General features: G+C 66.2%; 26 protein-coding genes and 2 tRNA genes. 10 read left to right on the top strand and 18 right to left on the bottom strand.

What is annotated here, in order from left to right; all coding sequences use genetic code 11:
• Positions 1-111: 111 nt before the first annotated feature.
• From DCO49_RS03075 to DCO49_RS03085, 3 genes are read left to right on the top strand one after another with little or no spacing between them, the layout of a single operon-like run.
• On the top strand, positions 112-729 hold the full coding sequence (locus DCO49_RS03075; protein WP_116862768.1) for a DUF4126 domain-containing protein: 618 nt from the start codon (positions 112-114) through the stop codon (positions 727-729).
• A gap of 44 nt (positions 730-773) precedes the next feature.
• A complete protein-coding gene (locus DCO49_RS03080; protein WP_116862769.1) occupies positions 774-2,645 on the top strand; it encodes an EAL domain-containing protein in 1,872 nt (623 codons plus the stop codon).
• On the top strand, positions 2,646-4,814 hold the full coding sequence (locus DCO49_RS03085; protein ID WP_116862770.1) for a hybrid sensor histidine kinase/response regulator: 2,169 nt from the start codon (positions 2,646-2,648) through the stop codon (positions 4,812-4,814).
• 71 nt (positions 4,815-4,885) lie between these two features.
• Here DCO49_RS03085 and bfr read toward each other — a convergent pair whose 3' ends face one another.
• From bfr to DCO49_RS03100, 3 genes are all read right to left on the bottom strand, one after another.
• Entirely contained in the window at positions 4,886-5,356 is a 471-nt protein-coding gene (bfr, locus tag DCO49_RS03090; protein WP_108770240.1) for a bacterioferritin, read from the bottom strand.
• Between the two features lie 141 nt (positions 5,357-5,497).
• Positions 5,498-5,704, bottom strand: a complete 207-nt coding sequence (locus DCO49_RS03095) for a bacterioferritin-associated ferredoxin (RefSeq protein WP_079223871.1) — start codon at positions 5,702-5,704, stop codon at positions 5,498-5,500.
• A 108-nt stretch (positions 5,705-5,812) separates the two neighbouring features.
• The gene (locus tag DCO49_RS03100; protein ID WP_116862771.1) at positions 5,813-6,433 is read right to left on the bottom strand and encodes an RNA pyrophosphohydrolase; all 621 of its coding nucleotides are present in this window, start codon (positions 6,431-6,433) and stop codon (positions 5,813-5,815) included.
• A gap of 121 nt (positions 6,434-6,554) precedes the next feature.
• Here DCO49_RS03100 and DCO49_RS03105 point away from each other — a divergent pair.
• Positions 6,555-6,631 (top strand) — tRNA-Met (locus DCO49_RS03105).
• Positions 6,632-6,689: 58 nt separating this feature from the next.
• Positions 6,690-6,763 (top strand) — tRNA-Gln (locus DCO49_RS03110).
• 224 nt (positions 6,764-6,987) lie between these two features.
• Here the strand turns inward: DCO49_RS03110 and rpsI are convergent.
• Together rpsI and rplM are read right to left on the bottom strand one after the other, a co-directional pair.
• Positions 6,988-7,380, bottom strand: coding sequence for a 30S ribosomal protein S9 (gene rpsI, locus DCO49_RS03115; RefSeq protein ID WP_005411311.1), 393 nt, complete (start codon positions 7,378-7,380; stop codon positions 6,988-6,990).
• 2 nt (positions 7,381-7,382) lie between these two features.
• Positions 7,383-7,811, bottom strand: coding sequence for a 50S ribosomal protein L13 (gene rplM, locus DCO49_RS03120; protein WP_005414692.1), 429 nt, complete (start codon positions 7,809-7,811; stop codon positions 7,383-7,385).
• A 196-nt stretch (positions 7,812-8,007) separates the two neighbouring features.
• Between rplM and coq7 the strand changes: the two genes are divergently transcribed.
• Positions 8,008-8,652 carry a 2-polyprenyl-3-methyl-6-methoxy-1,4-benzoquinone monooxygenase gene (coq7, locus tag DCO49_RS03125; protein ID WP_116862772.1) on the top strand — a complete coding sequence of 215 codons (645 nt, stop codon included), beginning with the start codon at positions 8,008-8,010 and terminating at the stop codon, positions 8,650-8,652.
• Positions 8,653-8,720: 68 nt separating this feature from the next.
• Here coq7 and sugE read toward each other — a convergent pair whose 3' ends face one another.
• The gene (gene sugE / locus DCO49_RS03130) at positions 8,721-9,041 is read right to left on the bottom strand and encodes a quaternary ammonium compound efflux SMR transporter SugE (protein WP_116862773.1); all 321 of its coding nucleotides are present in this window, start codon (positions 9,039-9,041) and stop codon (positions 8,721-8,723) included.
• 168 nt (positions 9,042-9,209) lie between these two features.
• A complete protein-coding gene (speD, locus tag DCO49_RS03135; RefSeq protein ID WP_006473908.1) occupies positions 9,210-10,004 on the bottom strand; it encodes an adenosylmethionine decarboxylase in 795 nt (264 codons plus the stop codon).
• 149 nt (positions 10,005-10,153) lie between these two features.
• Here speD and crp point away from each other — a divergent pair, with 149 nt between their 5' ends.
• Both crp and DCO49_RS03145 read left to right on the top strand, forming a co-directional pair.
• Positions 10,154-10,843, top strand: a complete 690-nt coding sequence (gene crp, locus DCO49_RS03140) for a cAMP-activated global transcriptional regulator CRP (RefSeq protein ID WP_079225401.1) — start codon at positions 10,154-10,156, stop codon at positions 10,841-10,843.
• A gap of 94 nt (positions 10,844-10,937) precedes the next feature.
• On the top strand, positions 10,938-11,699 hold the full coding sequence (locus DCO49_RS03145; protein ID WP_116862774.1) for a sulfite exporter TauE/SafE family protein: 762 nt from the start codon (positions 10,938-10,940) through the stop codon (positions 11,697-11,699).
• Between the two features lie 86 nt (positions 11,700-11,785).
• On the opposite strand, the gene DCO49_RS03150 is transcribed toward DCO49_RS03145, so the two are convergent.
• From DCO49_RS03150 to DCO49_RS03180, 7 genes are all read right to left on the bottom strand, one after another.
• Entirely contained in the window at positions 11,786-12,502 is a 717-nt protein-coding gene (locus tag DCO49_RS03150; protein ID WP_116862775.1) for a haloacid dehalogenase-like hydrolase, read from the bottom strand.
• Entirely contained in the window at positions 12,499-13,293 is a 795-nt protein-coding gene (gene trpC / locus DCO49_RS03155) for an indole-3-glycerol phosphate synthase TrpC (protein ID WP_116862776.1), read from the bottom strand. The genes DCO49_RS03150 and trpC overlap by 4 nt, the downstream gene beginning before the upstream one ends.
• Before the next feature lie 74 nt (positions 13,294-13,367).
• Entirely contained in the window at positions 13,368-14,399 is a 1,032-nt protein-coding gene (gene trpD, locus DCO49_RS03160) for an anthranilate phosphoribosyltransferase (protein WP_116862777.1), read from the bottom strand.
• Between the two features lie 16 nt (positions 14,400-14,415).
• Entirely contained in the window at positions 14,416-15,003 is a 588-nt protein-coding gene (locus DCO49_RS03165; RefSeq protein WP_116862778.1) for an aminodeoxychorismate/anthranilate synthase component II, read from the bottom strand.
• A 2-nt stretch (positions 15,004-15,005) separates the two neighbouring features.
• The gene (locus DCO49_RS03170; RefSeq protein ID WP_116862779.1) at positions 15,006-15,785 is read right to left on the bottom strand and encodes an SIMPL domain-containing protein; all 780 of its coding nucleotides are present in this window, start codon (positions 15,783-15,785) and stop codon (positions 15,006-15,008) included.
• Between the two features lie 67 nt (positions 15,786-15,852).
• Complete coding sequence (trpE, locus tag DCO49_RS03175; RefSeq protein ID WP_116862780.1) at positions 15,853-17,328, bottom strand: anthranilate synthase component I; 1,476 nt, start codon at positions 17,326-17,328, stop codon at positions 15,853-15,855.
• A gap of 177 nt (positions 17,329-17,505) precedes the next feature.
• The gene (locus DCO49_RS03180; protein WP_243402638.1) at positions 17,506-19,692 is read right to left on the bottom strand and encodes an XVIPCD domain-containing protein; all 2,187 of its coding nucleotides are present in this window, start codon (positions 19,690-19,692) and stop codon (positions 17,506-17,508) included.
• Positions 19,693-19,990: 298 nt separating this feature from the next.
• Between DCO49_RS03180 and DCO49_RS03185 the strand changes: the two genes are divergently transcribed.
• Both DCO49_RS03185 and DCO49_RS03190 read left to right on the top strand, forming a co-directional pair.
• The gene (locus DCO49_RS03185) at positions 19,991-20,863 is read left to right on the top strand and encodes an ankyrin repeat domain-containing protein (RefSeq protein WP_243402639.1); all 873 of its coding nucleotides are present in this window, start codon (positions 19,991-19,993) and stop codon (positions 20,861-20,863) included.
• An 11-nt stretch (positions 20,864-20,874) separates the two neighbouring features.
• On the top strand, positions 20,875-21,738 hold the full coding sequence (locus tag DCO49_RS03190) for an ankyrin repeat domain-containing protein (RefSeq protein ID WP_116862782.1): 864 nt from the start codon (positions 20,875-20,877) through the stop codon (positions 21,736-21,738).
• Positions 21,739-21,746: 8 nt separating this feature from the next.
• On the opposite strand, the gene yegS is transcribed toward DCO49_RS03190, so the two are convergent.
• The 4 genes from yegS to rpe form a co-directional block, all read right to left on the bottom strand.
• Positions 21,747-22,679, bottom strand: a complete 933-nt coding sequence (gene yegS, locus DCO49_RS03195) for a lipid kinase YegS (RefSeq protein WP_116862783.1) — start codon at positions 22,677-22,679, stop codon at positions 21,747-21,749.
• Between the two features lie 258 nt (positions 22,680-22,937).
• Positions 22,938-23,525, bottom strand: a complete 588-nt coding sequence (locus DCO49_RS03200) for a hypothetical protein (RefSeq protein WP_116862784.1) — start codon at positions 23,523-23,525, stop codon at positions 22,938-22,940.
• 26 nt (positions 23,526-23,551) lie between these two features.
• Complete coding sequence (locus DCO49_RS03205; RefSeq protein ID WP_116862805.1) at positions 23,552-24,031, bottom strand: GNAT family N-acetyltransferase; 480 nt, start codon at positions 24,029-24,031, stop codon at positions 23,552-23,554.
• Positions 24,032-24,043: 12 nt separating this feature from the next.
• Positions 24,044-24,721, bottom strand: a complete 678-nt coding sequence (gene rpe, locus DCO49_RS03210) for a ribulose-phosphate 3-epimerase (protein WP_108770252.1) — start codon at positions 24,719-24,721, stop codon at positions 24,044-24,046.
• Between the last annotated feature and the right edge of the window lie 5 nt (positions 24,722-24,726).

A 24,726-nucleotide genomic window follows, 5' to 3' on the forward strand; every position in this document is an offset into this window, starting at 1 on the left:
ACAGGAACGGGAGCTTTCCCCGGTGCCGGCCGCCAGGGGCCGGTGGTGTTCAGCCACGTCATCGTCGATAGTGTGGCACCCCGCACAGTTCCGTCGCCGGAGCCCCCCGCCATGACCGAAGCCCACCTGTTCGTGATCGGCATTCTGCTGGCCTGGCTGGCCGGCATCCGCGTCTACCTCACCGTGTTCGGCGTCGGCCTGGCCGGCCTGCTCGGCTGGGTCGACCTGCCCCCGGCCCTGCAGGCCACCGAATCGTGGTGGGTGCTGGGCACTTCGGCCGCGCTGGCCATTGCCGAGTTCTTCGCCGACAAGATCCCCGGCGTCGATTCCATCTGGGATCTCATCCATACCCTGGCACGGGTACCGGCTGGCGCCTTCCTGGCCGCCGCCACGCTCTCGCCCGATGGCCAGCTGGGCACGGGCACCCTGCTGGCCGGCGCCGGCGTCGCCCTGGCCAGCCACGGCCTCAAGGCCGGCACCCGCGCCCTGCTCAACACCTCGCCGGAACCGGCCAGCAACTGGGTCGCCTCGGTCGCCGAGGACACCGTGGTGGTCGGCGGCCTGGCGCTGGCACTGGCCCATCCCTGGATCGCCCTGGTCGTGGTGCTGGCCTGCAGCCTGGCCGGTGCCCTGCTGGTGTGGCTGGTCTGGCGCACGTTGTGGAAGGGCGTGCGCTGGCTGGCACGCGCTGGCGGTACGGCCGCGCCAGGCCAGCCGCGCACCGGTTGAATGGCGGGCTTGGCGCATAATGGCGGCGAACACCAGGAGTTGTGATGTCCGCAAATGAATCCCCCGCGGGCGCACGCCCCGGACGCGCTGAAACCCCACCGGCCGATCATTGGCAGCGCTGGGCAAACACCTCGCCCGCCGCTGCGCCCACGCTTGTCGCGGTCTCCTCCGCACCGGCCGATGCGGGCGGCAGCCTGGGTACGCCGCCGCCGCTGCCTTCCGCGCTGATCGACGCAGGCAACGGCAACGATGCACCCGCCGCCTCCGACTCGCCGTACCGCGTGCTGATCGTCGAAGACGACCGTGCCCAGGCCCTGTTCGCGCAGAGCGTGCTGCACGGTGCCGGCATGCAGGCCGAAGTGCTGTCCGATGCCGATGGCGTGCAGCAGGCGATCCGCGAACTGCGCCCCGACCTGATCCTGATGGACCTGCACCTGCCGGGCCTGGATGGCATGCGCCTGACCGCGATGATCCGCCAGCAGCCGGGCATGCAGCTGCTGCCGATCGTCTTCCTCAGCGGCGACCCGGACCCGGAGCGCCAGTTCGAAGTGCTGGACAGCGGCGCCGACGATTACCTGAGCAAGCCGATCCGCCCGCGCCACCTGATCGCGGCCGTGGCCAACCGCATCCGCCGCGCCCGCGCGCAGGCCGCCACCCTGCCCGGCGCCAGCGGCGCACCGGCCACCAGCAACCCGGAAACCGGCCTGCCGACCCGCCACCACGTGCTGCAGCAGCTCAACGCAGCGCTGCAGCAGCGCGACCGTGGCGGTGTGTTCTTCGTGGAGATCTCCAGCGCGCTGGGTCTGCGCGAGCGCTATGGCTATGCCGCCTTCGAGCGGCTGATGGTGCAGGCCGGCCAGCGCCTGGCCGAAGCCGGCCACCCGCATCTGCTGGCCCGCCTGAACGACAACAGCTTCCTGCTGCTGGCCCGCGGCGCCGACGAGGAAAGCCTGGAGGGCATCGCCGCCGCACTGCGCGAGCAGCTGTCCGCGCGCGCCTTCGTCATCCGCGACGATGAATCGGTGCACCTGCGCGGCGTGGTCGGCTATGCGCCGCTGTCGCCGGGCTTCGACGATGCCAACAGCGCGCTGGAAGCCATCGAACGCACCACCCTGCAGGCCCGCCTGCTGACCGCCGGCGTGGCCGGCCACGTGCATCGCCAGGCGGTGACCGAGCAGGAACACCTGGCCCTGCTGGAAGGCCAGCTGGAACTGGCCTACCAGCCGATCGTGGCCGTGGCAGGCGGCGATACCGCGCAGTACCAGCTGCTGCTGCGCCTGCGCCAGGCCGATGGCACGGTGCTCACCGCCGGCCAGGTCATTCCGGCCGCCGAAGCCGCGGGCCGCATTGCCGATCTGGACCAGCAGGTGCTGGAACACGCGATGGGCCTGCTCGACCTGTACCGCCACGCGACCCAGCCGCTGAACCTGTTCGTCTCGCAGTCGCTGCGCACGCTGCAGCGCGATGCGTTCGCCGACTGGCTGCTGGAATCGCTGCAGCAGCGCGACCTGCCCGGCACCGCACTGGTGATCGACGTGCGCCTGCCCGACGCGCTCATCCACACCGTGCCGCTGCAGCAGTTCTGCCAGCGCATGGCCAGTGCCGGCGTGCGCTTCTGCCTGAGCCAGTTCGAGCCGGGCAGCGAAGCCGATGCCCTGCTCACCCAGCTGCCGCTGTCGTTCGTGCGCATGGCCGCGCGCTTCTCCAGCAGCCACTCCAATCCGGGCACCCGCGAGGAACTGCGGCGGGCGATCGATCGCGCGCATGCCGCAGGCCTGCAGATCATCGGCCAGCAGATCGAGGATCCGCAGGCAGCGGCGGCGATGTGGGTCGGCGGCGTGGACTACATCCAGGGCAACATGGTGCAGTCGGCGGGCAGCGACCTGGACTTCGACTTCCACAACGCGGTGCTCTGAGTGCCGCTGACGGTCGCGCTGCTGGCGGCTCTGGTGCTGGCCGCCGGCGTGGCGCTGGCACTTGGCCTGCGCCTGCGCCAACGCGGCCAGGCGCTGGCGGCCCTGCAGCGCGAACGCACCGTGCTGACCAGCGAGCGCGACCAGCTGCGCCGTACCACCGAGCGCCAGGGCCAGCTGGAACAGCAGTTGCTGCAGGCCAAGCAGGCCGCCGAGGCGGCCGCGCTGGCCAAGGGCGAGTTCCTGGCCACCATGAGCCACGAGATCCGCACGCCGCTCAACGGCATCCTGCCGATGCTGGAGCTGATCGCACGCGGGCCCCTGGGCGAGGACCAGCGGCAGATGCTGGCCACCGCATCGATCAGCTCGCAGCAGCTGCTGCGCATCGTCGATGACATCCTCGATTACTCGCGCCTGGAAGCGCAGGCCCTGGAACTGGAGATCACCAGCTTCAACCTGCGCGAACTGCTGGACGGCGTGGTGCAGCTGCTGCAGCGTGCCGCCGAATCGAAGGGCCTGGTGCTCGGCCTGCAGCTGGACCCGGCCGTGCGCCTGCCGGTGCGTGGCGACCCGGTGCGCCTGCGCCAGGTACTGACCAACCTGCTGGCCAATGCGATCAAGTTCACCGCGCGCGGCCAGGTGCAGCTGCGCGTGCAGCGCCTGGGCGAAAGCCCGACCCAGCACCAGCTGCGGTTTGAAGTGGTCGACACCGGCATCGGCATCGACGCCACCCTGCAGTCACGGCTGTTCCAGTCCTTCAGCCAGGCCGATGCATCGACCACCCGCCTGTACGGCGGCACCGGCCTGGGCCTTGCCATCTGCAAGCGCATCATCGATCTGATGCACGGCCAGATCGGCGTGCAGTCCAGGCCCGGCCAGGGCGCCACGTTCTGGTTCGAGATTCCGCTGCTGAAGATCCCCGGCGACCTGCCGGCACTGGCCCGCGCACCGTCGCCGCTGCTGCTGCACAGTGCCGATGTGGCGCTGCAGGCGCGCGTGGAGCGCATCGCCGCCCACCACGGGCTGCCGGTGCAGGTGCTGGCCGAGCGCGATGTGCTGCTGGAGCGCCTGCGCGCTGCCCCACGCCCGGGCCAGCCGAGCCCGGCCTGGCTGCTGGTGGACGCCCGCCAGCGCCGTGGCGGCGAGGCGACGCTGCTGCGCACGCTGGCCGAGCGCGGCGCGGACGCCACTCTGCAGGTACTGTGGCTCCAGGACGAGCCCGCCCCCGCACAGGCCCGCCAGCAGCAGCTGCCGGCCAGTTTCAACGACGCCCACCTGCATGCCGTGCTGGCCGCGCCCACCGCCAGCGTGCGACCGGCAGCCCTGCTGGCCACCGCCGAACGCGGCCAGGCACCGGCCACGCTGCCGCCGCTGGATCTGCGCGTGCTGCTGGTGGAGGACAACGCGGTCAACCGCATGGTGGCCGAACAGCTGCTGCGGGTCTTCCAGTGCGACGTGCGCAATGCCGCCGACGGCGAGCAGGCCCTGCTGGCGCTGCGCCAGGGCGGCATCGACGTGGTGCTGATGGATTGCCAGATGCCGGTGCTGGATGGCTATGCCGCCACCCGCCAGTGGCGCAGCGAGGAAGCGGCTCAGGGCCGCGCGCGCCTGCCGATCATCGCCATGACCGCCAATGCCATGGCCGGCGACCGCGAGCGCTGCCTGCAGGCCGGCATGGATGATTACCTGTCCAAACCGATCAACCGCGAAACCCTGCATGCGCTGCTGCAGCGCTGGGGCGAAGCGCCTGCGTCTGTGGAGCCGAGCCATGCTCGACTGGAAGCAGGCTCGACGCTGCCTCCCGCGCCCGACGCGGACACTCCGCCGCAGCCTGTGCTCGACCGCAGCGTGCTTGAGGAACTGCAGGATGTGATCGGCCCGGCCGCACTGCAGATCGTCGCCGTGTTCCTCGAGGATGCCCCAGCACTCGTGCAGGCCCTGCAGCAGGCAGCACAGGCCAACGACATAGAGCGCCTGCAGGCGCTGTCGCACACCCTCAAATCGTCCAGCGCCAATGTCGGCGCACTGTCACTGTCGGCCGTGGCCCGGCGCATCGAGCACGAAGCCCGCGCGGGCAGCCTGCAGCGCCCCGCCGTGGCGGTCGCGCTGCTGGTGGCCGAGTTCGCCCGCGCACGCGTGGCGTTGACCGGCTACCTGGCCCAGGAAGGGTAGCGTCGAGCTTGCTCGACGACCTCCTTGTAGAGTCGAGCCATGCTCGACTGCCGTTTTGTAGAGCCGCTGGATCAGTCTTCCAGCTTGCTCAGCAGGTACTTCGGCTCACCGATGCGCTCGACCAGGTCCAGCTGGGTTTCCAGCCAGTCGATGTGCTCTTCCTCGGCATCGAGGATGCTGGTGAACAACGAACGGCTCACGTAGTCGCCCACCGAGTCGGCATGCGCCACGGCGTTGCGCAGCACCGCCACGGCGTCCTGCTCCAGCGAGAGGTCACACTGCAGCATCTCCGGCGGGTTCTCGCCGATGCGCAGCTTGCCCAGCGCCTGGAAGTTCGGCAGGCCTTCGAGGAACAGGATGCGATCGGACAGCGCGTCGGCGCGCTTCATCGCATGGATCGATTCCTTGTACTCGTACTCGGCCAATTCCTTGATGCCCCAGTTCTTGAACATCTTGGCGTGCAGGAAGTACTGGTTGATCGCGGTCAGCTCGTTGAAGAGGACCTTGTTGAGGAATTCGATGACCTTGGTGTCGCCCTTCATGGGAATGCTCCTGCACGCTGAAAACGCAGGCACTGTATCGCTTTGAAAGCGCGCGTGAAGGAACGCGAATCGTGCGCATTGGCCTGTGAGGCCAGCGGCGGAACGTCAGGGGCGCGGCGTCAAAGCGCCGCGGGGTACGGCTCAGGCAGCCTGCAGGCCAAGCACCGGCAGCGGCAGGTCGTGAGTGGCCAGCGCCTTGGCCAGCAGATCGCCAGCCATGTCCAGGCAGGAACCGCAGGTGGCGCCGCAACCGGTACGCATGGTCAGCTCGCCCACCGTGGTGACGCCATGGCTGGCGGCCTCGCGGATCTGGTGGTCGGTGACTCCGTTGCAGATGCAGACGTACACAGGCGGGAACCGGGCTGACAGGCCGGGAGTGGCCTGGTGCCCATTCCAATGGAAACGAGAATGGTTGTCAATCAGAGACCTGAACCATTCTCGCTACCGTTCATCCACTCAGCTGGAAGGCCCGTCGCCCTGCACCTTGCGCGGCCAGTAACCCTTGCTGCGCGGGCGCTTGCGCGGGCGGTCGTGGCCTGCGGTATTGCCCGGCATCCAGGCCTCGGCCGCGGTCTTGGGCATGGCAGTCACGCCCTGCCCGGCCACGCCGCGCGCCAGAGGCGCCAGGTGGCGCAAGGCACGCGCATAGACCCCACGCTTGAACATCACCACGTGCTCGACCGGGTACCAGAAGTCGACCCAGCGCCAGTTGTCGAACTCGGGCGAGTCGGTATGGTCCAGCCGCACATGCGATTCATCGCCGGTGAGGCGCAGCAGGAACCAGACCTGCTTCTGGCCGATGCAGACCTGCCGCTCATTACGGCGGATGGCCCGGGCCGGCAGCTTGTAGCGCAGCCAACCCGGTGTCGCCCCCAGCACTTCCACGTGCTCGGGCAGCAGGCCGGTCTCTTCCTGCAATTCACGATACATGGCCTCGACCGGGGTCTCGTCGGTGTTCATGCCACCCTGCGGGAACTGCCAGCCATCCCGGCGCACGCGTCGTGCCCAGAACACCTGCCCGTCCTGCCGCATCAGCACGATGCCGACGTTCGGTCGATAGCCGTCCGGATCGATCACGATGCGGACTCCTAAGAAAATCTACTGGTCGGGACTATCCCATGCCGTCTGTCGGCCCACAAGCTCGACACAAAAGTGTTGACAGGCCCGATACACATGAGCAGAATAGCGGGCTCACCAAGGCTATGTAGCTCAGCCGGTTAGAGCACAGCACTCATAATGCTGGGGTCGGTGGTTCGAGTCCACCCATAGCCACCACACTGAAAATCAAGTTGTTTTTCAGCGTGAAAAGTGAGAAAATAGTTCCACGTTACATTGCCCCTTAGCCAAGCGGTAAGGCACCTGACTCTGACTCAGGCATCGGTGGTTCGAATCCATCAGGGGCAGCCAAATTAAAAAGAAAAAGGCCTGATCGAAAGATCAGGCCTTTTTCTTTTTAATCTGGTCGCGCAGCCGAACAGCGAGCTCCGGGGGCGGATCCTTTTCCGCAGGGAAAGGCTCTGACCCCCACCCTCTCCCATGCACGACCCCCAAACGACAAAAACCCGGCCGAAGCCGGGCTTTTGCTTTTCCAACCAGCGGGCTCCCGAAGAAGCCCGACCAGGCGCGATGGATCAGCGCTTGGAGAACTGGGTGGCGCGGCGGGCCTTGTGCAGACCGACCTTCTTACGCTCGACTTCACGGGCGTCACGGGTCATGAAGCCAGCCTTGCGCAGCTCGGACTTCAGGGTCTCGTCGTACTCGACCAGAGCACGGGCGATGCCCAGACGGATCGCACCGGCCTGGCCGGTGGTGCCGCCGCCAGCGGCGGTGACCAGGATGTCGAAGCTTTCGGTGTTCTTGGTCAGCTCGAGCGGCTGGCGCACGATCATGCGCGCGGTCTCACGACCAAAGAACTCGTCCAGCGGACGGCCATTGACGGTGATGTTGCCCGAACCCTTGCGCAGGAAAACGCGAGCGGTGGAGGACTTGCGGCGGCCAGTGCCGTAGTTTTGAGTGATAGCCATGATTAGATATCCAGAACCTGCGGCTGCTGTGCGGCGTGCGGATGCTCAGTGCCGGCGTAGACCTTGAGCTTGCGGTACATCTGGCGACCCAGCGGGCCCTTCGGCAGCATGCCCTTCACGGCGATCTCGATCACGCGCTCCGGGTGGCGCTCCAGCGCCTGTGCCAGGGATTCGGTCTTCAGGTTGCCGATGTAACCGGTGAAACGGTGATACATCTTGTCCTGCAGCTTCTTGCCAGTGACGGCAATCTTTTCTGCATTGATGACGACCAGGTAGTCGCCGGTATCAACGTGGGGGGTGTAGACCGGCTTGTGCTTGCCGCGCAGACGGCGGGCCAGCTCGGTGGCGAGACGGCCCAGGGTCTTGCCCTCGGCGTCGACGAGGTACCAGTCGCGCTGGACGGTCTCGTTCTTGGCAGTGAAAGTGCTCATGAAGAACTCTAGGTTAGGTCGGGCTCATTGCGGCGAAAGGCTCGCCGGAACTCTGCCACGCGTTGTGAAAAGGTGAAGCGTAAGAGGCGGGATTGTACTCACCCCGACGGCCGGGTGCAAGCCAGCCCCTGTACCGGGTTGGCAGGGGGCCGGGGCCGGGCGAGAATCGGGGGTCCCCCGCCCCACCCATGCCGCCATGACCGTGCTCCGCCAGACCACTCCGCTGGACCACCTGCTGACCGAGGCGCAGCGCGCCCTGAACACGGTGTTCGGCAACCCGCCGGCATCGCGCCCCTACCCGGCCGCCGATACCGATGAGCCGGGCATGGATACGGCGCAACGCCGCCACGCGGCGGGCCTGATGCGGATCAACCATGTCGGCGAGGTCTGCGCGCAGGGCCTGTACTTCGGCCAGGCCGCGGTTGCCCGCGACCCGTCCACCCGCGAGCACCTGTTGGAAGCGGCCCAGGAAGAGACCGACCACCTGGCCTGGTGCGCCACCCGGCTGGGCGAGCTGGACAGCCGCCCCAGCCTGTTCAATCCGCTCTGGTATGCCGGCAGCTACACCATCGGCACACTGGCCGGGCTGCGCGGCGACGGCTGGAACCTGGGCTTCGTGGTCGAAACCGAGCGCCAGGTGGAAGCGCACTTGGACGAGCACCTGGTCGACCTGCCGGCGGGCGACCTGCGCAGCCGCGCGGTCATCCGGGTCATGAAGGAAGACGAGGCCCGCCACGCGGAGCACGCCGAACAGGCCGGCGCCCGCCGCCTGCCGTTCCCGATTCCGGGCGCGATGGCGCTGGCGTCGAAGGTGATGAAGCACATCGCCTACCGCATTTGAACGGCCGCCCCCACCAACGGTGGGGGCCTACCAAAGAGGTGCGGCGGGGCCCCGACGGTCGGGCCGCCTCAGTTCGGCGAGACCAGCTTCAGGCCGATCACGCCGGCCACGATCAGGCCCACGCAGCCCAGGCGCGCCGGCGAGGCGCTGTCGTTGAACAGGAAGATGCCGAGCACCGCAACGCCCATGGCGCCGATACCGGTCCAGATGGCGTAGGCCGTGCCGACCGGGATGGACTTCATCGCCTGGCTCATCAGGAACAGGCTGATCAGCGCCGCCACCACGGTGGCGACGGTGGGCAGCGGCTTGCTGAAGCCTTCTGAGTACTTCATTCCGAGCGCGAAGCCGATTTCGAACAGGCCGGCCAGCAGCAGGTAGATCCAGGGCATGAGTGGGGGCTCCTCACCTTGTTGAAGAAAAACAAAACGGCCCGGTGTTTTCACACCGGGCCGTGGGTCGGTACATCACCGTGGAACTGCATACTGCGCAAAAAGCGCGTTCCACGGGGCGGGTCGTCCCGCCTGGGTGGCGATGCCGGGGGGCATCGCACACGGGTCTTACTCGGACAGGTTGCGGCCGTGGAACAGCTCTTCGATCTCGCGCTTGAGCAGCGCTTCGATCTTCATGCGTTCCTTGAACGACAGGTTCTTGGCCTTTTCCTCGAACAGGTACTGGTCCAGGTCGAAGTCCTTCAGGTGCATCTTCGTGTGGAAGATGTTTTCCTGGTAGACATTGACGTCGAACATCTCGTAACGCGACTTGATGTTCTTGGCCAGGAAGTTCTGGATCGAGTTGATCTTGTGATCGATGTAGTGCTTCTTGCCCTTCACATCGCGAGTGAAGCCACGGACGCGGTAGTCCATGATCACGATGTCCGATTCCAGGCTCTCGATCAGGTAGTTCAGGGCCTTCAGCGGCGAAATGACGCCGCAGGTGGCGACGTCGATGTCAGCGCGGAACGTCGCGATACCTTCCTGCGGATGGGTCTCCGGGTAGGTGTGGACAGTGATGTGGCTCTTGTCCATGTGCGCGACCACGGCGTCGGAGATCAGCTCCTTGCCGGCCTGCTTCTTGTCGATCACCGGCTCTTCGGAGATCAGGATCGTCACCGACGCACCCTGCGGATCGTAGTCCTGGCGGGCCACGTTCAGGATGTTCGCGCCGATGATCTCGGCAACATCGGTCAAGATTTGAGTCAGCCTGTCGGCGTTGTACTCTTCATCGATGTATTCAATGTAACGCTGACGCTCCTCTTCGGTGCGCGCGTAACACACGTCATAGATGTTGAAGCTCAGCGCCTTGGTGAGGTTGTTGAAACCCTGCAGCCTCAGGCGAGGCAACGGCTTGACCACGGCGGTCGATTCCTGTGTAAGAAGGGAAAGAGTGAATTATGGGGCAAAGTGTCCCCGGGGGGAACGTGAAGAGCTCACGACTCTGGCACACTATTTGCCCTTAACAGGAGCGCTGGTTAAGCTCCGCCATCGATCCTGTGAATCCGTTCATGCGCAGAGGGAGCGCCCCTATCGTGTCAACCGTGCGCCTAGCTAGCAGCCCATTGGCCTTGGACATCGCCACAATCGACCGCTTTCTGGCTCACAGCCACAGGCGGCGGTACCCCACCCGGACTGACGTCTTCCGCCCTGGAGACCCGGCGGGGACCCTGTATTACGTCATCAGCGGCTCGGTTTCGATCATGGCCGAGGAAGATGACGACCGCGAGCTGGTGCTGGGCTATTTCGGCGCAGGCGAGTTCGTCGGTGAGATGGGCCTGTTCGTGGAGTCGGACCGCCGCGAGGTGATCCTGCGCACGCGCACCGCATGTGAACTGGCCGAAATCAGCTACGAGCGCCTGCACCAGCTGTTCCTGGGCCCGCTCTCGGCCGACGCTCCGCGCCTGCTGTATGCGCTGGGCCAGCAGATCTCCAAGCGCCTGCTCGATACCAGCCGCAAGGCCAGCCGCCTGGCGTTCCTGGACGTGACCGACCGCATCGTGCGCACTCTGCACGATCTGGCCCAGGAGCCGGAATCGATGAGCCACCCGCAGGGCAGCCAGCTGCGCGTCTCTCGCCAGGAACTGGCACGCCTGGTCGGCTGCTCGCGTGAAATGGCCGGCCGCGTGCTGAAGAAGCTGCAGACCGACGGCCTGCTGCATGCCCGCGGCAAGACCGTGGTGCTGTACGGCACCCGTTGATCGATGCGTGTCCGCCGGGCATCGCCCGGCGGCTCCGCGGACATGCGACCTGCAATCGCACGCCCCGCACACGCGCATCCGCTAGGCTCGGTGCATGGAACTGAGCAGCGAATTCTGGTGGTTCATCCTCATCGGCCTCGGCGCCCAGCTGGTCGACGGCGCACTGGGCATGGCCTTCGGCCTGGTGTCATCGTCGGTGATGCTGGCGATGGGCATCCCGCCGGCGCAGGCCAGTGCGGCCATCCACACCGCCGAAGTGTTCACCACCGGCGCCTCGGGTGTGTCACATCTGGTCGCCGGCAATGTCGATAAACGCCTGTTCTTCCGCCTCGCCATTCCCGGCGCGGTGGGCGGTGCAGTGGGCGCCTACGGGCTGACCCAGCTGCCGGGTGACGTGATCCGCCCGCTGATCTACCTCTACCTGCTGGTGCTGGCCATCATCATCCTGGCCCGCGCTGCCGGTCGGCTGATGCCCAAGGGCGAGGTCAAGCGGGTGCCCGTGCTGGGCTTCGTGGCCGGCTTCCTCGATGCCAGCGGCGGCGGTGGCTGGGGGCCGGTGGCGACCTCCACCCTGCTCGCCCGGGGCGGCCAGGCACGCACCACCATCGGCACGGTGAACGCGTCCGAGTTCGTGGTGACCCTGACGGTGTCGGCCACTTTCCTGATGTCGATGGGCCTGCATCACCTGCAGATCGTGGCCGGCCTGCTGATCGGCGGCATGATGGCCGCACCGGTGGCGGCGCTGCTGGTGAAGCGGCTGAAGGAGCGCTGGGTGCTGATTGCGGTGGGCGTGCTGGTGCTGGCCATCAGCCTGTTCCAGATCGGCCATGCGCTGACCGGGTATCTGGGGCGGTGATTGATCGCCGGGCATGGCCCGGCGCTACCAATTCGGCGGGGGTAGTGCCGGCCGCTGGCCGGCAGATCCGTCATCGTGCGATGGGGTCAGGCCTTCTCGCCGCCGCGGTCCACGCAACCCCAGTTGAGGATGCGGGTGCCGGCCGGCAGCACGCTGCGGAAGAACGCAACCTTGCCCGGCTTCGGGTTCACCACCACCGGGGCCTTGGCCGCCAGCAGCAGCGGCAGGTCGGCGGTGCTGTCCGAATAGGCAATGTCGATCTGGCCATAGCCGCGTTCGCGCAGCATGCGCATCTTTTCTTCGTTGTGGCAGTGCCGGGTCGGGCCGACCCCGCCCAGGCGCGGGCCGACCTCGGTGCCGATCACCGGCACGTCCTGGTGGGCCACGAAGCCCAGGATGGCGCGCGCCAGTTCCGGCGGTGCGCCGGTGGCGACCACCACGCGGTCCCCCTGGGCCCGGTGCGCGGCGAACACCTCCAGCGCCTGCGGCAGCAGCTTGGCGCGCATCTGCGCCTCGTTGCGCAGCACGTAGGCGTCGATGACCTTGTTGAAGTCACGCGCCCGGTGCAGGCCGAAGCTGCCGATCCACACATAGACCGAAATGCCGGCACGACGGGTCGGCAGCATCGCCACCATCGGCCCGGCGATCGGCGTCACCAGCAGCGCGGCCAGCATGCGCAGGGGATTGCGCTTGATCAGCGAGGCGAACAGGTGGGTGCCCGAATCGCCGTCGTAGAGGGTGTGGTCGAAGTCGAAGACCACCAGCGGCGCATCCTCGCGCGGCGTTGGATAGTGCGTTGTCATGCCGCGAAGAATAGCTGACGCAGGCCCTCGCCCGGCTCTTCCACGCGCATGAAGGCCTCGCCGACCAGGAACGCATGGATGCCGGCGTCGCGCATCAGGGCCACGTCCTGCGGGCCGAGGATGCCGCTTTCGGTCACCAGCAGGCGGTCGCGCGGCACGGCTTTCTGCATGTCCAAGGTGGTCTGCAGCGAGACCTCGAAGGTGCGCAGGTTGCGGTTGTTGATGCCGATCATCGGCGCCGGCACCTGCAGTGCGCGCTCCAGTTCGTCGATGTCATGCACTTCCACCAGCACGTCCATGCCCAGCGACAGCGCCAGTTCGGACAGGGTGGCCAGCTGGGTGTCGTCCAGCGCGGCGACGATCAGCAGGATGCAGTCGGCGCCCAGTACGCGCGCCTCATAGACCTGGTAGGCGTCGATCACGAAGTCCTTGCGCAGCACCGGCAGCGTGCAGGCCTCGCGGGCCTGCTGCAGGTAGGCATCGGCGCCCTGGAAGAAATCGACGTCGGTCAGCACCGACAGACAGCTGGCGCCACCGAACTCGTAGCTGACGGCGATGTCGGCCGGGCGGAAGTCCGGGCGGATGACGCCCTTGGACGGGCTGGCCTTCTTCACCTCGGCGATGACCGCCGGGTCGCCGTTGGCCACGGCCGCCTGCAGGGCGCGTACGAAGCCACGGACCGGCGGGGCAATGGCCAGGGCGGCCTGCAGCGCCTCCAGCGGGCGCTGGGCGCGGCGCTGGGCCACTTCTTCGGCCTTGCGGGCCAGGATCGTCTGCAGGATGTCGCTCATCGTCGTCGGTTCAATGCGGGGGCGGTGAGGACGGCCATTATCGGCCATCGGGTGGGTCAGGCTGAACCGCGCGCTCAGGCAACCAGCGCGCGGGTGGTATCAACGTACTGCTGCAGGCGCTGGCGGGCGCTGCCATTGGCGATGGCGGCGCGGGCGCGGGCCAGGCCGTCGCCGATGTCGCTGGCCACGCCGGCCACGTACAGGGCCGCACCGGCGTTCAGGGCGACGATGTCCAGCGCCGGGCCCGGCATGTTGTCCAGCACCGCGCGCAGCATCTGGATGGACTGCTCGGGGCTGTCCACGCGCAGGTTGCGGCTGGCCGACATGGCGATGCCGAAGTCTTCGGGGTGGATCTCGTATTCGCGCACCTTGCCGTCGCGCAGCTCGCCCACCAGGGTGCCGGCGCCCAGCGAGATCTCATCCATGTTGTCGCGGCCCCAGACCACCATCGCGCGCTCGGTGCCCAGTTCGCGCAGCACGCGCGCCTGGATGCCCACCAGATCGGGATGGAACACGCCCATCAGCACCGACGGTGCGCTGGCCGGGTTGGTCAGCGGGCCGAGGATGTTGAAGATGGTGCGCACGCCCATCTCGCGACGGACCGGCGCCACGACCTTCATCGACGGGTGGTGGATCGGCGCGAACATGAAGCCGATGCCGGTCTTCTCGATCGCCGCGGCCACCTGCGCCGGCTGCAGTTCGATGGCCGCGCCCAGCGCTTCCACTGCATCGGCGCTGCCGGACTTGGACGACACGCTGCGGTTGCCGTGCTTTGCCACGCGCGCACCGGCGGCGGCGGCGACGAACATCGCGCAGGTGGAGATGTTGAAGGTGTGCGAGCCATCGCCACCGGTGCCGACGATGTCGACCAGGTGGGTGGTATCGGCCACCGGCACCGCCAGCGCGAACTCGCGCATGACCGTGGCCGCCGCGGCGATCTCGTCGATGGTCTCCTTCTTCACCCGCAGGCCGGTGAGGATGGCGGCGGTCATCATCGGCGAAACGTCACCGCGCATGATCTGCCGCATCAGGTCGACCATTTCGTCGAAGAAGATCTCGCGATGCTCGATGGTGCGTTGCAGGGCTTCCTGGGGGGAGAAGCTCATCGGAATACTCCTTGGATCAGGCAGCCGGGCGCTGCAGGAAATTGCGCAGCAGCGCGTGACCATGCTCGGTGAGGATCGATTCGGGATGGAACTGCACGCCCTCGACCGGGAACTGGCGATGGCGCAGGCCCATGATCTCTTCGATCGAGCCATCCTCGTTCTCGGTCCACGCGGTCACTTCCAGCGCGTCGGGCAGGCTGTGCTTGTCCACCACCAGCGAGTGGTAGCGGGTGGCCTGGTAACCGTCCGGCAGGCCGGCGAACACGCCCTTGCCTTCGTGCCGGATCGGTGAGGTCTTGCCGTGCATGATGTTGCCGGCGCGGATGACCGTGCCGCCGTAGACCTGGCCGATGCCCTGGTGGCCCAGGCACACGCCGAGGATCGGCGTGGTCGGGCCCAGCCGCTGGATCAGCTCCAGCGACACGCCCGCTTCGTTGGGCGTGCACGGGCCGGGCGAGATGACGATGCGCTCGGGTTTCTGCGCGGCGATCTCGTCCACGCTCATCGCATCGTTGCGCACCACCTTCACCTCGGCGCCCAGCGTCTGCAGGTACTGCACGAGGTTGTAGGTGAAGCTGTCGTAGTTGTCGATCATCCACAACATGGTCAGGTTCCGTCGCTTATCAGGAAAATGGCGTACACGTTTTCGGTGTAGGTGATGGGGCCGGCTTCGATGGATTCGGGCAGGCGCGAGCCCGTGGTCTCAATGCTGTTCATCGGCGCCTCGGGCGAGGGCGGCGAAGGCGGCGTCACCAGATCGCCGCTGCTGGGCCAGCTGCCTGCTTGGATTCCGTAGGCGAAGTTCGGCGCCACATCGGAAATGCTGTACAGACCGCGCAGCTGGGTGCCGTAGGCCTTGGCCAGGCCCTGCGCGGACTCGCGGGTCTTGGCTGCGGCCTCGCCCTTGAGTTCACGGCGCAGCGCCACCTCGCCCGAGTACGTCGGGGCCAGGCTGCTGACCTGTACGTTCTCGTTGGCCTTCAGCGCCCCCAGCACATCCTGCATCGCCTTCACGCTGGCAAAGCTGGCGCGCAGCTGGCGTGACACGCGGGTACCGATGAAGACCTGCCGGCTCTGCTCATAGCGCGTGGCGGGGCCGATGCGCAGGTTGTCCGCGCGCACGCTGCCCTCCACCGCTTTGTGCTGCTTGAACAGCGCCAGTACGCGGGCGACGTTGTCCTGCACGCGGCGACGTGCGGCATCGGCATCCATGTCGGTCTCTTCGATGTTCAACTGCAGGCCGAACCGGTCCGGCATCACCAGCCGGCGCGCCTCGCCCTTCACCAGCAGGTGTGGCTGCGAGGGAATGGTGTTGGCCTGTGCCCACGCAGAGGGGGCCATCGTGGCCAGCAGCGACGACCACAGCAGAACGCTCAGCAGCTTCATGCGGTACTCCTTGTCTTGAAGGGAAACAGCGAAGGGTGCTGCGGCGCAGGCCACAGCACAGGGAAACTCACAGGCCCTTGGCGGCCTGGGCGACGGCGCGGAACAGCGCGCGGCCCTTGTTCATCGTCTCGTCCCATTCCTTGTCCGGGTCGGAGTCGTAGACGATGCCGGCGCCGGCCTGCACATACAGGCGGCCGTCCTTGATCACCGCGGTGCGGATCGCGATCGCGGTATCGGCATCGCCGTGCCAGCCGATGTAGCCGATGCTGCCGGCGTAGACATTGCGCTTGATTGGTTCCAGCTCGCGGATCACTTCGAGCGCGCGGATCTTCGGCGCGCCGCTGACCGTACCGGCCGGGAACGTGGCGCGCAGCACGTCGGCATAGCTCAGGCCCGGCTGCAGCTGCCCGGTCACTTCGCTGACGATGTGCATGACGTGGCTGTAGCGTTCGATCACGAACTGCTCGCCCACTTCGACGGTGCCGGCCTTGGACACGCGGCCGGCGTCATTGCGGCCCAGGTCGATCAGCATCAGGTGCTCGGCGCGTTCCTTCGGGTCGGCCAGCAGCTCGACCTCCAGCGCCTGGTCCAGCTCCGGCGTGGCGCCGCGCGGACGGGTGCCGGCGATCGGGCGCACGGTCACTTCGCCATCCTGCAGGCGCACCAGGATTTCCGGCGAGGAGCCGACCACCTGCAGGTCACCGACATCCAGGAAATACATGTACGGCGACGGATTCAGTGCACGCAGCGCGCGGTACACATCCACCGGGCGCGCCTTGAACGGCACGCTCAGGCGCTGGCTGAGCACCACCTGGAAGATGTCGCCGGCGCGGATGTATTCCTTGCTGCGCTGGACCGCGTCGACGAAGCCTTCGCGGGTGAAACCGGAAACGAAATCGGACTCGTCCAGCACGTCGCTGGTCAGCGGTGCCGGATAGCCTGCACCCGGCGCACGCAGTTTGGCGGTCAGTGCATCCAGGCGGGCCTGGGCCTGCTCGAAGGCGCCTTCGACACGCGGATCGGCATGCACGATCAGGTACAGGCGGCCCTTCAGGTTGTCGAATACCGCCAGCTCATCGGAGTGCAGCAGCAGGATGTCCGGGGTACCAAGTTCGTCACGGCCGGCCGGCGGGGCCAGGCGTGGCTCGATGTAGCCGATGCATTCGAAGCCGAACCAGCCGACCAGGCCACCGGTGAAGCCCGGCAGGCCTTCCAGCTTCGGCACCGAGTGGGCGCTGCGCAGCGCCTCGACCTCGGCAAACGGGTCGGCGACCTCGCGGGTTTCCAGCACCTGGCCGTCCTCACGCACGGTCAGGGTGTGGCCGTGGAAGGCGTACACGCGACGTGCCGGCAGTCCGATGATCGAGTAACGACCAAAGCGCTCGCCGCCTTCGACGGATTCAAACAGGTAGGTATTGGGGCCGTCGGCGAGCTTCAGATAGACCGAAAGCGGCGTGTCCAGGTCGGACAGCACTTCACGGACGACGGGGATATGGGTGTGGCCTTCAGCGGCCTGCTGCTGAAACTGAGCGAGCGAATTCAAGACGACTTTCCTTCCGGAACACAGCGTTATGGGGACGGACGACGGCAACAGGCCACCATCGCCACCAACGGCGTGCGGAAGAAAGGGTATGCGGGGTCGTCAGGCTGGACACCCAGTGACTGTATCGCAGCTTTGGCCGCAGGGAAACCCTTTGGCGACGGGCGGTTTGTCGCCGCCCTAGCCCATCCGCCGCGCCTGTTCCTGGCCTTCCTGCACCTGCTGCTGGGCCAGCGACACCCCCTGCGCCTGCTCGCGACTGGCGTTGATCGCGTCAATCTGGGCGGTGCTCGCGCTCAGCGGCTGGGCCATGCCCGCCGCCACCTCGACGTGGGCATGGCGGCGGTGCGCGGCGTTCAGGTCGGGCGTATCCACCGCGAAGGCGCGGCGGTGATCGTCGCTGAGCACCACGTGGGAAATGGACTCCAGCCCCTCGCGCTTGGCCTGCACGGCCAGTGCACCGGCGAGCTGGTCGCTCTGCACGTTCGGCACGCGGTTGTGGGCGGCATCCAGGGCGTGCACGCCGGTCTGTGCGCCATTGAACAACCGGTAGTCGGTGTGACCAGGGTCGTTGATGCCGGGCGCGCGCGCAGTGGGTTCTGCCGCCACGCCGGCGCGACGACCATCCTCCGGATGCTGCATCCGCTGGTGCTGCTCGACCAGCTTGCGGGCGGCGGCTTCCTGCTTGATCAGTTCCGAATCCAGGCTGGGGATGACGGTCGGATCCATGCCATGGCGGGCAGTCGCCTCGCTGAAGGCCGGCATCATGCCGCGGATGACACGTTCGGACTTGTCGAGGTTGTGCAGCCTCATTGCGTCCAACGGCAGGTTGCCGGTCGGCACGTGGGTCGCTGCGGCAGCCCCGATGCCCACCGCAGCACCACCCAGCGTGGACAGGGTAATCGGCGCCTTGGCGGTGATGCCCTTCAGCTGGGACGCCACCAGGTCATAGCCACGATCGACATGGGCGCCGGCGGTGGCGAACCCGTTCTGCAGCTTGCCGGCCCCCCATTGGCCGTCGTGGCTGATGGCAGCGGCCACGCGTTCACCCGCCGCACGCGTGCTTGCGGCGTCGGCAACGGCCTGTTTCGTCGCGTGCTGCGCATGGTGCTCGCCGTGGTCACGGACAGCTTCGGCCTGCTTGGCAAGCCGGCCGGCGACGTTGTCCGCGCCCACCCGGTCAGCCACCCACGACAGTGCGGACAGGCCATGGGAGCGGGTCTGCGATTCGACGCGGTGCAGCGTGGCTTCGATGCTGCCGGTCAGTTCGCGCCCCGAAGCGATCACCGTACTGGTCGCCCGGGAGCTCACCTGCAGGCTGGTGGACCCCATGTTCACCACCTGGCCGATGACCATGCCTTCGGTCTTCAGTACGCGCTCGACACCATCGCCCACCTTGTCCAGCGCATGGGCAGTGACGGCGCCGGCCCGTTCGACTTGCTCGCCGGCCAGGCGACCGCTGCGCATGCCGTACGCCGTGGCATGCAACACGGTGGACAGCGGGCCCGCCAGTTCCGCCACCTGGCTGGGCGGCGCCACGTGCGGGCGATCGACGAGTGCCCCGTGCGCGTCGCGGGTCTTGGGCTCAAGCAACAGCTCGAGGCGCCCTGCCGCGAGCGGAATATCGCGCAGCGCCTGCTGGCCCGGCTGGCTCGCCAGTTGTTCGATGAACTGTGCAGCGGAGGTCTGCGCACCCGGGGGCAGCATCTCGCGCAGCTTTTCACCGACGACCTTCTGCATGGCCGGATCCTTCAGCACCATGCCCAGTTCGTTGGCAAGCACACCGTAGCCACGACGCTGGTGCTCGCTCAGGCGGTGCATGCCGTTCTGCACATCGTTCAGCACCTCACCGGTGGTCTGGTAGGTGTGCACGGACTGCTGCGTGTCGAAGGTCGGCAGGCCGTTGTCCTTGGCATAACGCGCCGGGGTTGCCGGATGCAGGCCGGCGGCGTTGAACGTGGTGGCACGTGCGCCGGTGACTGCGGACGCGGCGGAAGCCATGCCGCCGCCGAGGGAGTGGCCGGCGATTTCGAAGCCGCCGGGCAGACGACGGTTCATGGCTACGGCAAGTTCCATCGCGCGATCGTAATAATCGCTGCGCATGCCGATGCCCTGCTGACCGTTGTTGAGGAAATCCTCGCCGCCGGATTCACGTTTTCCATTGGGCGCCAGCGGGTCAAGAATTTCACCCGTGGACCCCTTGTAGACCACGACAGGTTTCGCATCCTCCCCGAAGACGCGCTTGTCGGGGATATAGATCTCGGCGCGGAATCCGGACTTCCTCGGCTGCAGCATTTCCTTGAGTTCAGCGTCCGAGATATTGATGCCAGCTTCGCGCAGCGCGTCGGGATCACTACTTGCGCGCACCCATCCTACCGGGGGCTTTCCCTCGTGCTTCGCTGACTTATACACGTCAGCAGCCAATCCTGACATTTCACGCGCATGGTACGTTTCCTGGAGGCGCTCAGCTTCCTTTTCGTTCCCACTGTCGCGCAATTGCTGCACGAGAATATTCTGCTCATTGACTGCGCGGGCACGCGCCTCGCTCTCCGAACCATTCATGGCAAACTCCATTGCACCTTGAAGTGCCGCTTGTTTCGCGGCACCTATGGATTACCAGAACCTTTTGCTAGTGTCACGTCATCAGCGAATAGACAGGAAAAAAATGACCGTCATTTTTCACAATATGACGACAAAATTCCTCACAAGTGTGGCATGGATCACGCTTCTGCTTGTGACAGGGTGCTCTGGAACGTCTGCACACGGTGCCGATGGCTATTTCGAGGGAGCGGCATTACGGCTGGCCATTGCTGCTGAAAGCGGCGACGCCGATGCCATACGTCACCTCGTAAAGGACGAGGGCGTCAACCCGGACAAGGCGTTTTCAACGCGGGACGGAATTCCTCTGATCGCATGGCCGCTGCGGGCCCGCAACATCGAGGGACTCAAAGTATTGCTCGACGTCGGGGCAGACCCCAATGCGCGTGAGTCAAAGCAGATGAATGGAGAGCTGATCAGGTTCGACAACGCGATGGTCTACGCGGCCAAGATGGACGACCCTCGGTTCCTGGAATTGCTGCTGAAGCACGGAGGAGATCCCAACACACGAAACGTCAACAATGAAACGCTTCTCTTCCAAGCCTTCATCAGCGGGAACCAATGGAAGAATGTCCAGACCCTGGTCAAGAACGGCGCAGACGTGAATGGATCCAACCGCAGAAGCCTGGGAGACGACACCGTTCTGAGCTGGTACACGGGAAGAGGCGGATTTGACTACGCCTACTGGTTGCTGGAGCACGGCGCAGACCCCACCATTCCCGAGCAGGTATCGGAAAGTTCGGGCAAATCTGCTCGGCAATTAATGGTCGAGGACATCTACTGGGAAATCACCACACCCGACAACCTGCCGTGGCAGAAGAAATGCCAGCAGTGGCTGATCGAACGCAACATTCCCCGCCCACCGATGCCCGAACACATCCGCAGGAAGCGCGAGGCCTTCAAATTCCCGAGCAAGGAAGAAGATATTCCGCTGCTGTAGGGAGATCAGACATGGACGTTCACCTCCGACGCTTCTTTGTACATCACGCCCTTCTGGCGGCAGCGCTGTTCCTGCTTTCGGGCTGCACACCACAGTCAACGCATGGTGCCAGCGATTACTTCAAGGGAAGGGCACTTGAGCTGGCCGTTGCCAGCGAGCAAGGGGATGCCGAGACGATCACGCGCCTGATAAAGAACGAAGGAGTCAATCCCGACAAAGTCTTCGCTCGTGACGCTGGAATTCCCCTGGTGGCGTGGCCTCTTCGGGCGAAGAATCTTGATGGATTACGCGCTCTCCTGGACAACGGCGCAGATCCGAATGCACGCGCATACAAGACCGTGGATGGACGCAGGCTTGGTTACAACAATGCGATGGTCTACGCGGCAAAGATGGACGACCCTCGCTTCCTTGAGCTGCTGCTGAAGCACGGCGGGGACCCCAACACGCGCAACTCGGCGAATGAAACCCTGCTGTTTCAGGTTTTCGTCAGTGGAAACCAGTGGAAGAACATTCAGGTACTCATTGAGAACGGAGCCAACATCAACGAATCGAACCGACGCCTGGAGGACGACACCGTTCTGAGCTGGTACACAGGAAGAGGCGCATTCGACTACGCCTACTGGTTGCTGGAGCACGGCGCAGATCCCACCATTCCCGAGCACGTATCGGAAAGTTCGGGAAGATCTGCTCGGCAATTGATGGTTGAGGACATCTACTGGGAAATCACCACGCCGGACAACCTGCCGTGGCAGAAGAAATGCCAGCAATGGCTGGCAGAGCGCAACATCCCCCGCCCACCTATGCCCGAACACATCCGCAGGAAGCGCGAGGCCTTCAAATTCCCGAGCAGGGAAGAAGACATCCCGCTGCTGTAGTTTCTGTATCAGCGGCCGGAAAGCAGGACGCAATCCACCGGCAGGTGCATCCGCACCCTGCCCGCCACGCATTCGATGCGGAAGCTGCGTGCCTGCACCGGTTCGCCGTCCAGGTTCAAGGTCAGCGGCTGCGGCGCGTCGATCTGCAGCCACGGCAGCTGCGCGCGTGTAGCCACGCGCTCCAGCGCCGCTTCCTTGCCACCGGTCAGCATCTGCCCAAGGGTGGCGGCGACTTCGCCTTCCAGTTCCGGCACCACGGTGACGTCCAGCAGGCCGTCATCGATCAGTGCCTGCGGGCACAGCTGCTGACCACCACCCGCCTGGCGGCCGTTGCCGATGCCCAGCGCGATGAACCCACCTTCCCACTGGAAATCCGGCCCGCTCAGGCGCGCGGTGATCGGTTCGATGCGCCCGAGCTTGGCGATACCGGTAATGACATACGCCAGACCGCCAAGCATCTTCTTCAAGCCCGCGTCGGTTTCCACCGTGACCTGGGTACCGAAGCCGCCGCTGGCGAGGTTGGCGCACCACCATGGCCTGCCGTCGGCATCGACACGCAGCAGATCCATCGGACGCGGCGTACTGCCGGCAATCAGTGCGAAGGCCTCCTGCGGCTCCACCGGAATGCCCGCAGCGGTTGCGAAATCGTTGGCGGTGCCCATCGGCACCAGCGCCAGCGAAGGCAGCGCCCTGGCCGGCTCGTCACGATGCGCCAACGTCTCGGCCACCGCGCTCAGCGTGCCGTCGCCACCGGCCGCTACGATCACGTCCACGCCGTGGTCGATGGCCTCGGCAACGTAGCGCTCGGCGTCACCGTCTTCCCAGGTCACCCGCACTTCCAAGTGCACGCCGCGTTCGCGCCAGTGGCCCACGGCCTCGCGCAGGTCGTCGTCGCCTGCGGACTTGCCGTTGAGGATCAGGCGCCAGCGCGGTGTGCTCATGCGGTGCTTCCAGGGAAAGGTGGCACAGGCTAGCAACCGCGCGTTCGGGACCAGTGAAAGGCGGTGGCAACCGTTCAGGTCAGGAAGTTGGGCTCGCCAATGTGGGATGTCATGCGGGTGTCATAGTCGGCCCGGAGAATGGAAGGCCATAGCAGGGACGACGGATGGAGGCAGGATCAGCCTCCCACGCATGCAGCAAGGCCACGCCAGTGTTTGGCGTGGCTTTTTTTTATCTGCTGAACGGCGCTGCATATCGGCTTACAGGTAGGCCTCGATGGGACTGTGCAGGAGGCAGCTGTCGAACGTCTCGATACTGCGCAACATCGCTTCATCGACTGCGTGCTGCTGCAGCAGTAGGGTGAGCGCCGGAATTCCAGTCACGAACCTGCGTTCCACCCGCTTCTGCGCGTCCTGCATGGCGTAGTCGTAGTCGAGGCCATGGGTGGTCTCGGTGAAACGTGCGGCATGGGTGATCAAGCGCAGCTCGTAGATCTCTTGTTCGCCGGGAATGAAATGGGCGAAGCAGCGCAACCCGGTGCCCACCGAAGCCAGCCCCGCCGCCATCGGCCATCCCTTTTCGAGCGCTGCGAACGGCTGTGGTGGCGGCAACGGGTGCCGGCGGCGCCAAAGCACGAAGGCGCGCTCGACGTCATGACCGGCAGCCTGAAGATCGATGGCGGCCTCGGCGGCGCCCGATCCTGTGCGGTGCCTGTAGTCGGCCACGAGCTGATCAACCACCAGGGCGTGCGCCTGTAGCAGGTCACCGCCGGAAGCCTGCAGCGCCTGCCTGCAGACAGTAACCGAGGCCGGCAGCCGCTGGCGGAGCGCGGCAATGGCGTATTTCATCGGCAGGCCAGTCACCAGGACACGGTCTACCCGGCGAATGCCTTCAGCGCCTCACCTTCCAGCCGGTACACCGTCCACTCGTCCTGCGGCTTGGCGCCGGCAGCGGTGTAGAAGTCGATGGCCGGCGTGTTCCAGTCCAGCACCGACCACTCGAAGCGGCCGCACCCTTCAGCCACGGCCTGGCGCGCGATGTACTTCAGCAGCGCCTTGCCGGCGCCGACACCGCGCTTTTCCTGGCTCACGTACAGGTCTTCCAGGTAGATGCCCTTGCGGCCCAGCCAGGTGGAATAGTTGTAGAAGTACACCGCATAGCCGATGGCCTCGCCGTCGGCTTCGCAGACCAGCGCGCGGGCGGTAGCGTCGGCGCCGAACAGGCTCTCGGCGATGCCGATCTCATCGGTCTGCACCGAATGCTCGGCCTTCTCGTAGATGGCCAGTTCGCGGATGAAATGCAGGATCAGGCCAGCATCGGCCACGGTGGCCGGACGGATGTTCAACACGGCCACCGTCGCCATGGCTCAGCCCCTCGCTGCGGCGACGTTCGCGCGCATCTGCGCGATCACGTCCTGGTAGCTGGTCTTGGCATTGAAGATGGCCGAGCCGGCGACGAAGGTGTCGGCGCCGGCGGCGGCGATCGCGCCGATGTTGTCGGCCTTCACGCCACCGTCGATCTCCAGGCGGATGTCCTTGCCGCTGGCATCGATCTTCTGGCGGACCACGCGCAGCTTGTCCAGCGCCGAGGGAATGAAGGCCTGGCCGCCGAAGCCCGGGTTGACCGACATCAGCAGCACCAGGTCCAGGTCATCCAGCACCCAGTCCAGGATGTCCACCGGGGTGGCCGGGTTCAGCACCAGGCCCGGCTTGCAGCCCAGCGAGCGGATCAGCTGGATGGTGCGGTGCGGGTGGCGACTGGCCTCCGGGTGGAAGCTGATGTAGGTGGCACCGGCCTCGGCGAAGTCCGGGATGATGCGGTCCACCGGCTCGACCATCAGGTGCACGTCGATCGGCGCGGTCACGCCGTGCTTGCGCAGGGCCTGGCAGACCATCGGGCCGATGGTCAGGTTGGGCACGTAATGGTTGTCCATCACGTCGAAGTGGACCCAGTCCGCACCGGCGGCCAGGACGTTGTCCACTTCCTCGCCCAGGCGGGCGAAATCGGCGGACAGGATGGACGGGGCGATGAGGCAGTTGGACATGGCCG

Source organism: Stenotrophomonas sp. SPM (genome assembly GCF_003105135.1).
Classification (GTDB): domain Bacteria; phylum Pseudomonadota; class Gammaproteobacteria; order Xanthomonadales; family Xanthomonadaceae; genus Stenotrophomonas.